This window comes from Mycoplasma sp. 480, from assembly GCF_051353065.1.
Taxonomy (GTDB): Bacteria; Bacillota_I; Bacilli_A; order Mycoplasmatales; family Metamycoplasmataceae; genus Mesomycoplasma_A.
The window spans coordinates 449363-462023 of the sequence record NZ_CP195722.1; the positions used below are offsets into that span (position 1 = coordinate 449363).

13 protein-coding genes and 2 tRNA genes are annotated in these 12661 nt (G+C 23.2%); 4 read left to right on the forward strand and 11 right to left on the reverse strand.

Annotated elements, in window-relative coordinates; all coding sequences use genetic code 4:
* From ACR34G_RS02045 to ACR34G_RS02095, 11 genes are all read right to left on the reverse strand, one after another.
* The gene (locus ACR34G_RS02045) at positions 1-2349 is read right to left on the reverse strand and encodes a hypothetical protein (RefSeq protein ID WP_436359157.1); all 2349 of its coding nucleotides are present in this window, start codon (positions 2347-2349) and stop codon (positions 1-3) included.
* Positions 2333-2863, reverse strand: coding sequence for a hypothetical protein (locus ACR34G_RS02050; protein ID WP_436359158.1), 531 nt, complete (start codon positions 2861-2863; stop codon positions 2333-2335). The genes ACR34G_RS02045 and ACR34G_RS02050 overlap by 17 nt, the downstream gene beginning before the upstream one ends.
* Positions 2853-3707, reverse strand: a complete 855-nt coding sequence (locus ACR34G_RS02055) for an MSC_0622 family F1-like ATPase gamma subunit (protein WP_436359159.1) — start codon at positions 3705-3707, stop codon at positions 2853-2855. The genes ACR34G_RS02050 and ACR34G_RS02055 overlap by 11 nt, the downstream gene beginning before the upstream one ends.
* Positions 3697-4218: an MSC_0623 family F1-like ATPase-associated protein gene (locus ACR34G_RS02060; protein WP_436359160.1), complete on the reverse strand. Its 522-nt coding sequence runs from the start codon at positions 4216-4218 to the stop codon at positions 3697-3699. The genes ACR34G_RS02055 and ACR34G_RS02060 overlap by 11 nt, the downstream gene beginning before the upstream one ends.
* On the reverse strand, positions 4211-5611 hold the full coding sequence (locus ACR34G_RS02065; protein WP_436359161.1) for an MSC_0624 family F1-like ATPase-associated membrane protein: 1401 nt from the start codon (positions 5609-5611) through the stop codon (positions 4211-4213). The genes ACR34G_RS02060 and ACR34G_RS02065 overlap by 8 nt, the downstream gene beginning before the upstream one ends.
* A 1-nt stretch (position 5612) precedes the next feature.
* Complete coding sequence (gene glyA / locus ACR34G_RS02070; protein WP_436359162.1) at positions 5613-6866, reverse strand: serine hydroxymethyltransferase; 1254 nt, start codon at positions 6864-6866, stop codon at positions 5613-5615.
* A gap of 126 nt (positions 6867-6992) precedes the next feature.
* A complete protein-coding gene (rpmF, locus tag ACR34G_RS02075) occupies positions 6993-7187 on the reverse strand; it encodes a 50S ribosomal protein L32 (RefSeq protein ID WP_436359163.1) in 195 nt (64 codons plus the stop codon).
* 86 nt (positions 7188-7273) lie between these two features.
* Positions 7274-7699 carry a Dps family protein gene (locus ACR34G_RS02080; RefSeq protein WP_436359164.1) on the reverse strand — a complete coding sequence of 142 codons (426 nt, stop codon included), beginning with the start codon at positions 7697-7699 and terminating at the stop codon, positions 7274-7276.
* 1 nt (position 7700) lies between these two features.
* Positions 7701-8474, reverse strand: a complete 774-nt coding sequence (locus tag ACR34G_RS02085) for a DeoR/GlpR family DNA-binding transcription regulator (protein WP_436359165.1) — start codon at positions 8472-8474, stop codon at positions 7701-7703.
* A 160-nt stretch (positions 8475-8634) separates the two neighbouring features.
* Positions 8635-8720, reverse strand: a tRNA-Leu gene (locus ACR34G_RS02090).
* A 2-nt stretch (positions 8721-8722) separates the two neighbouring features.
* A tRNA-Ser gene (locus ACR34G_RS02095) sits at positions 8723-8813 on the reverse strand.
* Positions 8814-9145: 332 nt separating this feature from the next.
* On the opposite strand from ACR34G_RS02095, the gene ACR34G_RS02100 reads away from it, so the two are divergent.
* The 4 genes from ACR34G_RS02100 (at position 9146) to era (ending at position 12543) form a co-directional block, all read left to right on the forward strand.
* Entirely contained in the window at positions 9146-10762 is a 1617-nt protein-coding gene (locus ACR34G_RS02100) for a hypothetical protein (RefSeq protein ID WP_436359166.1), read from the forward strand.
* A gap of 85 nt (positions 10763-10847) precedes the next feature.
* Positions 10848-11285 (forward strand): rRNA maturation RNase YbeY, encoded by a 438-nt coding sequence (gene ybeY, locus ACR34G_RS02105; protein WP_436359167.1) that lies wholly within the window; start codon positions 10848-10850, stop codon positions 11283-11285.
* Positions 11285-11674, forward strand: a complete 390-nt coding sequence (gene cdd, locus ACR34G_RS02110; protein ID WP_436359168.1) for a cytidine deaminase — start codon at positions 11285-11287, stop codon at positions 11672-11674. The genes ybeY and cdd overlap by 1 nt, the downstream gene beginning before the upstream one ends.
* Positions 11674-12543, forward strand: coding sequence for a GTPase Era (gene era / locus ACR34G_RS02115; protein ID WP_436359169.1), 870 nt, complete (start codon positions 11674-11676; stop codon positions 12541-12543). Before cdd ends, era begins: the two co-directional genes overlap by 1 nt.
* Positions 12544-12661: the final 118 nt, after the last annotated feature.

Genomic DNA, 12661 nt, shown 5'->3' on the forward strand with positions numbered 1-12661 from the left:
TTACCTCATCAATTCTAATAATATATAAATCACAAAAACAAGAGTTGAGCTACCTAAAACACCTGAAGAAAGTAGTAAAGTTAATTTTTGTTTTATTTTTTTATTTCTTTTAAAAATTAAAAATAAAATCGTCATTAAACTAGCTAGAGAAACGATAGAACCTACAGTTACTATCGATCATAAAATACCGAGCTCTACAGAATTTTTAACTTTTTTAATTTGTAAAGGATTTAAATTTTTAATAAAATTAGCTGCATTATCTGCAAGGATTTTTTTAGTTTGATCATCAATTTGTTCAACTATATTTTTAATTTTTTCGTCAAAAATTGGATCAGATTCTTTTTTAAGAATATCTTTAATTTCGTTTTTTTGTAATTCAAGTTTGTCTAAAATAGATTTTGCAATTTCAGAGTCAATTTTATTGTTATTTTCCAAAACATTTTTTATTTTTTCTGCTTTACCATCAATAGCAGTTCCTATAGCTGTATCTAAAAGGTTTTTATTCTTTTCAAATAACTCTTTGTAATCATTTTTTAAAATTTCTTCTATTTTTTCTGTTTTTTCTTGTTTAGTTAAATTTGAAAAATCGGGATTATTTTCAACTTCTTCTATAACATTAGAAATATTGTTTTTTATATTATTTTCAGAAAAAAGAAATGCAGAAGCAAATAATGCTGCTTTTTGCTCTTCTGTTAAATTATGTAAATCTTCTTTATTTAAAAAATTATTTAAAACATCAACATTTTCTTTAAACATATTATTATAAATGTTATCTTTGTCTTCTTGAGTAAATTCAGGATTGTCAGATTTAATATGTTTTTCTTCTTTTTTAAAACCAGTTATTTCTGTAAAATAATTTCTTGTTTCTTCTCCATTACTTATTTCAACTTCTGCAATTCCTATTGTTCCATCGCTATCAGCTTTTTTTACTATTTTTTTAATTTTGTAATCAAAACCTTTAGTATCGCCTGAAACATAAGCAATTTGTTCTAAAGGACTATAAAATCTTGCATTAGAAGCTGTTATTTCTTTTCCTTTATCTGTTAAAGTTAAAGGTAATTCATCAGCTAAATTAATATCTTGAATTTTATTTAGTAAAATATCTTCATAAAGGAATTTCCCTTTTTTTTGGAATAAATAATGCTGATTTGGAGCTATAATTTCAAAAGAATTTGGATCAATTTTACTTGTTAATGTAAAATTGATTAAAACATCTTTTCTTTCTAATTCAAAAATATGTTTTTGTATTGAATTTATTTCAAAATTAAATTTATCATTTGGGTCAAAACTATAAAAATCACTTTCAGTTATTTCATCAAAATTTTTATTTTTTGATGTATCTTTTAAGTATATTCTTTTTTGTTCAATTAAATTATTGTAATAGTTATTTAATAATAAATTTTCATATTCCAAAAATGAGTATTTAAAATCAAAATGCTCGTCAAAAAATAGAAAAACGTTATTTAAGTTAATTTTTGCTCTTATGTCAATAGTTCTACCATTGTTTGATTGTGTAATTTCAGGATCTTTTACAATAAATTCATCAGTATATTTAAATTCTGGATTAGGATTTTCAATATAAATATCACTTTTCTTTAAATTGAATGCACTTTTTTCAAGAGCTTCTGGTTTAATTTTTATTATTCCTAATTTATTTTCATTTCTAGCTTGCATTAAGATATTTCTATCTCTATAAATATGTTCTCTTAGTTTTTCTTGAATATTATATGCAATAAAATCAGTGCCATTGAAATTTCTAACTTGATTTTCTAAATTAAAGATAATACTATCAATTTTTGATTTTTCAACATCAGTCATCTCTTTATCATCTAAGTTGAAATCATAACCATAAATAGGGAAATTACTTGGATTAGTTAATCAATTGGAATCAGTAATATAAACATTATTTATTCTATTTAAAAAAGAAGATAAAATGTTTATTCTTTCATCTTTTGAAAGAGTATTAATGATTTTTGATTCTTCGTTTGAAATGGAATTTCTAGAAAAATAAGTTTCTTGTTTTAGAAAATCAAAGTCATTATTAATATATTTTTTAAGAGAATTTTCAATAATAGAAAAATTATTATTAAGAATTTGGTAATACCTATTTTTTTCATATTCTGCTTTTGTTGGGAAAGAATTTTTTAATTCTTGTAAACTTTGACTATATAATTCAGCAATTTTATTTTTTAAAGTAGAAAGGATATGATCAACTTGTTCTGTTTTGTAATTATCTATTTCATCAATTTCATTATTGCTTAATAAAGAAATTGATGAAAATACAGGAATTATAGGTAAAGTTGAGATTAATAATCTTCTAAAAAATTTAAATTTATTTCGTTTGCTCATCTTTAAAATATATTTTTGATCCTTTCATTATTTTTAGAATTTCATATTCTTCAACAACCTTATATTTTAGTAGAATATCATTAATATCCATCCCTACTTTACTTTGTCTAAAAACCTTTTTATAATCTTTTTTTGCTTGTTTATATTTAATTTTAATTTCTTTTAATTTAATTTTATCATTTTTAATAGAAAAAAGTTGCTTAATATAATTAAAAACTATTACTTCTAAAGTTTTGGAATTTTTATCATTTTTAATTATTGTTTTATCTACTAAAAATAACTTAATAATATTTTCTTTATTTCTAATTTTTATAATCGCATTATCTAAAGAACAAAAAACATTTTCTTTAAATGAAAAATAGGTTTTTTCTTTTGGAATATAAATATTAATATTGCTTTCAGAAAACGTTTCTATAATTTTATTACTTTTAATAATATTTACATTAAAAAAAGACTTCTTTTTTTTAAAAACAATATTTTTCGATCATAAACTCGTTAAAACTTTACTCTTCATAATTTTCCTTTGGTAATTGTGATAATAACACAATTTCTTCTGTTAAGTTCTGTCTTTTTAATTCCTTTGTTTTAATTTTGATATTTTCTATATTTTTTTCAATTTCTTTTAATATTCTTGTTTCGTGAATTAATTGTTGTTTTAATTTAAAAAAAGACGATTCATAAATTAAAGCAGGAACAATAGAGTTTAAATAAATTAAAAAAAGATTTTTAATAAAATTAAAAATATCTGGGAAAATCAAATGTTCATTTGTAAAAGAAATTTGTTGAAAATTAGTTGAATTATTTAAATCAAAATTAAATTTATCAATAGGTAAAATTGTGATGGAGTTATCTTTAATTCTATTAGAATTTAAAATAAAAATTACTTCTGAGACAATTTTATTTCCATAAATTTCAGAAATAATTTTTCCCAGTTCATAAATTTGCTGTTCATTTGTATTTTCAGTTTGAAAAATAGGAATAATCTTATTTTTGTTTGCAAAATTTATAGCTTCAACACCAATTGTAATTAAAAAATCCTTTTTAAAGTTAAACTTTTTTAATAGTTGATCATTTATATTGTTATAGTTTAAATAATTTAATTCTATTTTTTCAGAAACATAAATTCAAAGTTTGGAATTGTTTTTTTCTTTATTAGAATTTTTAAAGAAAAAAGAGTTTAATTTATATCTATTTTCAATTGAAAAAAGAATATTTTTTACATTAATTGAAGAAAAAACTTTTTCTTCAAACCCTTTATTAATATTAGAAATTTTTAAAATTGTGTTTAATCTACTAATTTTAGTTGTTGCATAAAGATTTTCAAAAACTTTAAGTGAATTTGAGTTGTTAGATTTCATTTTTTACTCTTTTAATTTGTTTTTCATTGTAAAATAATTCGAAGTTTTCATCTTTGTTAAAATAAATAATGATGCCATCAATTAAAACTAATTTTTTTTCTTTTTGAATTACGTCAAGAACATATTCAGTAAAAATGTCCTGAATATTTTTAAAAATTTCATTGTTTGAAAAATCTAATTTTTCTTGTAAAAAAATGTTATCTTTTTTTATTGTTGGAAAAATAAATTTATCATTTTTCATTCATATAATTGAAAAGATACCAAAATCAATTTCTTTTTTTTCAGAAAAACTTTTTTCATAAATTTTAAAAAAAGAATCAAAATTTTCAATTTCTTCTTTTGAATTTAAAAGCAGTTTTATATTGTTTAAAATGTCTTTTAAATGCACTGTTTGATTATCATTTATAAATTTATTATAGTTTTCTAAAATTCAAAAATAATCATTATTTTTTTTTAGTTCACTACGGATTTTTTTAAATTCTTTTTCTTCTTTTTTTAAAAAATTAAACATTTTTGACTCCTTTTTTTGTTGATTGTAAAATTAATAAATTATAAAAAGACAACAATAAAATATTAAATAGTATATAAAAAATTATAATAGAATAAAATAAAATTTCAATATTTAAAAACTCATTAATTAAATAAAATAAATTGTTATTTTTTAAATAAAAGACTATTGAAATTATTAAAGTAAAAAAGTTAACAAATAACCTAACAAATAATCTTTTAAATAAATCTCATTTTCTATGTTTTAAACAAAATAAAACTAAGATTAAAAAGTTAGAAATACCGTTTATAAAAAGATTTATATCAGTAATTTGAATTCCAGAAATATTTTTAGATGAATTGTAATCAAAAAGAATTCTTATTAAATAAAATAACATTCATAAAAGAAATATAGAGCATAAAGTAAAAATTTTTATTATTTGATCTGTTTTAAAAATGTTTTTGAAATTTAATACTAAAAAATAGTAAATTAAAATTATTACAATACTAAAACCTAAATAAATATAATTTCACGCTTTGAAATGAAAATGAGTAGCAAATTGGCTGAAAAATAAAAGCAAGGTTAAAAACATTGAAATTATTGAAATTCATAAAAATAGCTTATTAAAATCTTTATTTTTTGCTTTTATTTCTCAAAAATTGAAAAAACTATAAACAAAAGGAAAAAGAGTTATACATAAACCAATAATTAATAAAGTTTTTAAAACAAAATCTGATATTTTTCAATCATTTATTAAAAAATGTAAAAATGGATAACTTGTTATATTATTTATTCCAGTTTTTTCTATATATAGAGAAAAGTTAATATAAAAAATTAAAAAAGCAAAATAATAAATAAATTTACTTACGTAAGAATAAATAGTTCATTTATATTTAAGTTTTAGTTTTACATCATTTTTTTTAAAAATAAAGTAGTTGTAAAAATTGTAAGCACAATTTAAAACTATTACATATAAAAGTAAATAAACTGCTAAATTTAAATTAAAGGTAAACTTCTCTTTACTGAAAGTATCAACATTAATGTATAAAAATAAAGATAAACCAAAAAATGCAATAGAAGTTAGAAGAAACAAAGAAGCAAATATAAAATAATACTTAATTTTTCACAAATGTAATTGTACACCAGTGTAAATTTTAAATAAGTATAAATAAGATACAAAACTAAAAAATCAATAAGTCACTGAAAACAGAACTTTGCTTTCTAAATTGATATGACTATAATTATTGAGTTTTATAAAATTATTAAAAAATACATAGTTTATTGTAAAATAAATTGAATATAATATCAAGACAAAAATTTTAAAAAATAAAATAATTTTGCTTTGTTTTTTGAATAAAATTTCTTTTCAATCTATTTTAAATGAGTTAAAAATTAAATAATTTTTCTTTGGTTTCATTTTAGTTTCAATAAGATTTTTTTATAGGAAAATCTTTAGTTAATTTTATTACTTCTTGTTTTAATGCTTCTAACTCTTTTTGGTTTTCACTATTTAACAAAGCTTTATTTATAATATTGGCTAATTGCTTAAATTCTTTTTCTTTAAAACCTCTAGAAGTCATTGCAGCAGTTCCTAGTCTAACTCCTGAAGTTACAAAAGGAGATTCATCATCATTTGGAATTGTGTTTTTATTAACGGTAATATTGATTTTTTGCAAAATAGAAGAAGCTGATTTACCTGTTGTTTTATAAGATTTTTTAACATTTATAGTAAATAAGTGATTATCAGTTCCGCCAGAAATTATTTCTACTCCATTTTTTTGAAATTCTTCCGAAAAAGCCCTTGAATTCTTTATAATCTGTTTGCAATAGTCTTTAAAAAAAGGTTGTAGTGCTTCATTAAAAGCAACCGCTTTTCCTGCGATGCTATGAAATAAAGGACCACCTTGATAACCGGGAAAAACTCATCTATCGATTTTTTTAGCAATTTCTTCATTATTTGTCATTATGATACCACCACGAGCACCTCTTAATGTTTTGTGAGTTGTCGAAGTAATTATGTCTGCATATTCTACAGGTGATGGATGTAAATCTGAAGCAATAAGTCCAGCTATATGTGCAATGTCAGCCATTAAGTAAGCACCTACTTCATCTGCAATTTTTCTAAATTTAGAAAAGTCTATTGTTCTTGAATATGCTGAATAACCGCATATAATTAAATTGGGTTTAACTTCTTTTGCTACTTTTAAAATTTGCTCATAATCTAACAAACCATTAGAATCAACATCATAAGAAAATGATTGATAAAATTTTCCAGAAAAATTGATATTATATCCATGTGTCAAGTGACCACCAGAGCTTAGTGACATTCCTAAAACCTTTCCGCCAGGTTCTACAAGTGAAGCAATAGCTGCTGCATTTGCTGTTGAACCAGAATAAGGTTGAACGTTAGCGAATTTTACTTTGAATAATTTCTTGAGTCTTTCAATAGCTAAATTTTCTACTTCATCCACATTTTCACAACCATCATAATATCTTTTTCCTGGATATCCTTCACCATATTTATTAGTTAAAATGCTTCCTGTTGCTTTTAATACATCTTCTGAAACGTAATTTTCAGAAGCTATTAATTCAATATGTTCTTCTTGTCTTTGAAGTTCTTTATTTATTGCGTTAGCAATTTCTTTATCTTTTAACTCTATATTTTTATACATTTTTAACCTCATTTAATTTTACTATTATAATTTTACTTCAAATAGAAAAAAATCAAAGCCTAAAGCCTTGATTTTTGAATTAAAATATATTAGTTTTTATATGTTATTAATAAATTTGATTAATAATTATTTGTCGTTTAAAGCTGTAAAACCTTGAACTTTTTGTCCTTTATAAAAACCACAAAATCTACATACTCTATGTTGTTGGATACCATTTGAACAGTTTGTACATTTAATTAAGTTTTGTACAACTAAAGCATCATGAGTTCTTCTTTTATGTTTACGTTGTTTAGAAGTTTTTCTCTTTGGAACTATAGCCATTTTTCCCCCTCTGTATATCTAAGATAATTTTATTATAGATTTATATTTTATAATTTTACATTAAAAAGAAAAAAAATAAAGAATATTTATTTAATTTCTTTTAACATTGCTGAAAATTGTCATAATCATTTATCAAATGATAATAAAATTTCATCAAAAATTGGTTGAACTCTTGCACTTCATTCGAAACTTTCACTTTCTTTTAATAAAGTTTCTAAATCAAAAACAAGAAGTTGTAAAGCTGTTTTATAGTCAAATTCTTTTGTTGATTCTTCTTTGATAAATGAAAGTTCTAAAATTTCTTTAAAACTCCCGATTGCTTGTGATTTTTTCATCACTACTTTTTCTGCAATTTCATCAATGAATTCTAAAACTTCAGCTTTTAATTTATCTGTTTCTTCGTGAATTTCAAAAAATTCAATCCCTTTAATATTTCAATGTATATTGTTAGCTTTTTGATAAAAAACTTGTAAGCTTGCTTGTATTTCTTTTAATTTTTTAAGCTCTTGCATTTTAATATTCATCCTTAGTTCTAATTAAATTCAATCCTTCAAATTCTTTTTCTTTTTTATAGTTTGTAACTACTAAAACTAATTTGTCAGATGGTGTAAAATCATAGAATGTTCCAAATCCAAATTTTTCTTCAGTTGCTAAGACAACAACAAGTTCAGAATGTTGAGCTACGAAGTTTTTCATTTTCCCATCACCTATTTCTGTTGTTGTTAGTTTTCCATTTTCGTCAATACCACTAACACCTAAAAATGCTATTTGGAATTTAAAATTTTCAATAGCTGATAAATCATGAGAATTTGTTGAAAGACTTTTATGTTTTATTTTTCCACCTACTACATAAATATTTTTGAATCCCATTTCAACAGCTTTCATAGCATTATGGACAGAATTTGTAAAAATATTAACATCAGTATCTAAATATTCAAGTAAATAATAACAAGTAGAACCTGCATCTAAATAAATGTTTAAGTAATCTTTTGCTAAAACAGCAGCTGTTCTAGCAATGCTTCTTTTTGCTTCTACATTTACTTTAATTTCGTCAATAACAATTTTATCTAAATAATTTCTTTTTTCGTTATAAACAATTTCACCAAAAGGTCTTTTAACATAACCTTCTTCTTCAAGTTTAAGAAGGTATCTTCTTGCAGTACTTTTTGTTAATTGGAATTTTTGTTCAATTTCAATAGGTTTTAAAATCTTTTTAGTTCTTATGTATTCGTTTATTTCCTTTTGTTTTGCAAAAGACATAATTTTTTTATTTTTTGAATCTTCCACATTACTCCTTTCTGATTTTATCATTAAACTTATTATAGATAAAAACAAACAAATTATACCATTTTAAAGTATTTTTCAATATATTTAATTCAAAAATTTTCATTTTTTTGAAAAAGTAAAAGAAAATCCGCAAAAGCGGATTTTAATGGTCTTTTTGATATGGTGCTCAAGACGGGACTTGAACCCGAACGCGATTTCTCGCACTAGAACCTCAATCTAGCGTGTCTACCATTTCACCACCTGAGCAATGGCGGAATAGACAGGATTTGAACCTGCGCGAGAGTTGCCTCTCCTAATACGTTTCCAACGTATCCCCTTCAGCCTCTTGGGTACTATTCCATATACATTATAATTATATAAAAAATTCTTTTTTTTAATACAAAATATACTTAAATTTTCTTATTTATTTAATTTTTTAAACTCAAAAACTTCAAAAAAAGCGTAAAAAACTCAGTTTTTGCCTTTTTTAAGATAAATTATCTCTATTTTTGTAACTTAAGAGTTATAATTCAAATATATTTATTTAAATTCTTTTTAATTAAATTGTAAGTAAGTTACTAACTGCTATATATATATATATATATAGAAAAGCACTCTTTATTTTCTTAAGTATTTCTATATATTATGCAAATTAATAATTTAATTTAAATAAATTAGAAAAAAGGAGAAAAATGAGTAAAAAAATTAAAAAGGTATTTCCAAAATTGGCGTTAGCCAGTCCATTATTACCAATAACTATGGTAATTTCATGTAATGATACAACTGATACCAAACATAATGAACCTAAAAATCCAGGATCAGGAACAACACAAACAGAACCAGTTAAAGAAAATCCAAACCCTGTGATAACACCTATTGCAGAACTACCAGGAAATAATGATGATAAAAATAAAAGTGAAAATCCACCAAAAAATAATGTTAAAGTTTCCGACCCTGAGAAAATAAATGATAAAAACAAATCTGAAAATCCAAGTAATTCACAACCAAAAGACGATAATAAAACACAAACTGTTCAAAAAGAAGATAAAACCACTTCTGATTCAAAAGATAACGACAAAGCACCTGAAAATGGTTCTGTTGATCAAAAAAATGAAAATCCAGAACTAAATAGCAATTCAGACAAAACTAAAGATGATTCACAAAACCCAGATACTGCAACAACAAATCCAAAAGTTCAAACACAAGATTCTGAAGTTGTTTTTGACAGAAAATTTCAAGTCTTACACGTTTCAAAAGAAGAAGAAAAACAAATTCTTGACGACCAATTTAATAAAATCGATAAAACTAAAGATAACAACAGCACAGTAGAAGGACAAGATAATTCAACTAGCGAACCTGTAGAACCAAAAAAACCACAAATTCCTTTAACTAAGGAACAAAAAGAAATTCTAAATGAACAATATTTAAAACAAGATTTAAGTAACACATCAACTACAATAGGTAATGTTGAACCTGTAGTTTTTGACAGAAAATTTAAAAAATTAGACGTTACTAAAGAGAAAGAAAAAGAAATTGTTGATGAGCAAATTAAGAACATTGATAAAACAAAAGATAACAATAGTGTAGTTGAAGGACAAGATAATAACAATAATAATAGTGAATCAGAAAAACCTAAAACACCACAAATTCCTTTAACTTCTGAACAAAAACAACAACTTAGTGATCAACTAAAAAATCAAGATCCAAAAAATACTTGAACAACTATTGGCGATGATAGCTCACAAAGTTTTAATAGAAAATTTACAAAATTAGATGTTACTAAAAAAGAAGAAAAACAAATTCTTGATGATCAACTAAATAAAATTGATAAAACTAAAGATAACAACAGTACAGTAGAAGGACAAGACAATTCAACTAGCGAACCTTCAGAACCAAAAAAACCACAAGTAGAGTTAACAGCAGATCAAAAACAAAAACTTCACGATCAATTAGAAAATCAAGATCCTGATAATACTTGAACTACAATTGGAGATGAAATACCAAAACAATTTGACAGAAAATTCAATGTTATTTCAGTTTCTAAAGAACAAGAAGATAAAGAATTAAAAGAGCAAGCTGCTAAATCACAAGATAGTGAAATCGATATTGTTGATGATTCTGAACCAAAAGATACTCCTGTTGAAGAACCTAAAGCAAACAAAGATAAGCAACAAGAACAACCAAAAGTTGAACTTAAAAAATCAAATGATTATAAAGTTATTGAATTAACAAAAGCACAAGAAGATGAGCAATTAAGCAAACAACAACAAAATGCAGAAGAAAACGAAATCGAAATAGATTTAGACTAAAAATAGATATTCTCAAATTTTAGAGAATATTTTTTTAATATTATAAAAAAATATTATAATTTTAAATATGATAAAGGAAAATAAATTGAATTTTTCAAATAACACAAACTATCAATTTCGTTACTTGAAAGAATTTAAAGAGATTTTAAATCTTGCACATCAAGAATTTAAAGCTAGAAAAAAAATTGTTGTTGATTTTTTACTCACGGATAATGAACAAATTAAAATAATTTCCAAAGAATATAGAAAAAAAGATAAAGTTACAGATATTCTTTCTTTTGGAACTAATTGAAGTGATTTTGATTTTTTAGATTTTTTACCACTTGGAGAAATAATTATTTCTTATCAAAAAGTTAAAGAACAAGCTAAAGAATATGGTCACACACTAAAAAGAGAATATTGCTATCTTTTTGCTCATGGTTTAGCTCATTTATTTGGATTTGATCATCTAACAAAAGAAGATGAAGATAAAATGAATTATCACGTTGATAAAATAATGAAGAAAATGGAGATTAGTAGATAATGTACATAAAATTAAAAAAACTTTTAGATAACTCTTATTCACCTTATTCAAATTTTGCAGTTGCTGCAATTTTAAAAAATAAAGACGGAAAAGAATGAAATGGTGTTAATGTAGAAAATGCTGCATATCCTTCTGGAATGTGTGCAGAAAGAAGCGCTCTTTTTGGAGCTATTTCTTACGGATTTAAACCAAGAGAAATTACCGAAATTCATATAATATCAAGGAAAAATGAATTCATCTCTCCTTGTGCAGGTTGTAGGCAAGTTATGAGTGAATTAATGCCACTTGATGGTAAAATATTTCAATATTCTAATGATGGTACTTGCAGAGTAAATACTGTTCTTGAAATGGTTCCTTTCCCTATTTTAAGTGAGGATATTAAAGTTTAATGAAAGTGTGTTTTGTTGCAATTATAGGTAGACCAAATGTTGGAAAATCATCTTTACTTAATGCTATCTTACAATATGATTTATCAATAGTAAGTGCAAAACCACAAACCACAAGAGATCAAATAAACGGAATTTATAATGAAGAAGGATATCAAATTGTTTTTATTGATACTCCTGGTATTCATAAAAGCAAGCAAAAATTAGGTGATTCATTAAACAATAGTTCTTATGAATCTTTAAAAAACGCAGACTTAATTTTATTTTTACAACCTGCTGATCAAGAAATTGGAACAGGTGATTTTATGATTTTAGAAAAAATCAAAAATTTTAAAAATAAAATTGCTCTTATTACAAAAGTGGATCTTGTTTCTGATAAAGAAACGCTCAAAAGAAAAGCAGAACAACTTAAATCAAAAGGATTTTCCCTTGTATTAGGTACATCCATCACTTATGAACAAACAATTCAAGAATTAATTAATGAAATTAAAAAGTATAGCTATGAATCTGAACCTTTTTATCCAGTTGAAGATATAACAGATAAAAGTATGCGTTTTCTTGCTAAAGAAATTGTTCGTAAAAACGCTATTAATCTTTTAGAAGATGAAGTGCCTCATAACATTGCTGTTATAGTTAATGATTTTATTGAAAAAGAACATTCAATGCAAATAGATGTAACAATATATGTTTCAAGAGATTCACAAAAAGGAATTGTTATTGGTAAAAACGGAGCAATGATTAAACAAATAGGAATAAATTCAAGAAAAGAACTTGAAGAACTTTTTAATAGTAAAATTTTTCTCTCTACCAATGTGAAAGTAAGTAAAAATTGAGTAAATAACGAAAAAGTAATTAAAAAAATGGGATATTAATTAATAATTAATCTAATTTTATAATTAGATTTTTTATTTTTATAACTATAAATAAAAAACGAATTTTAAAATATAATTATAATAGTAGAAACTTATTTTAAAATTCAAAGGAGTATAA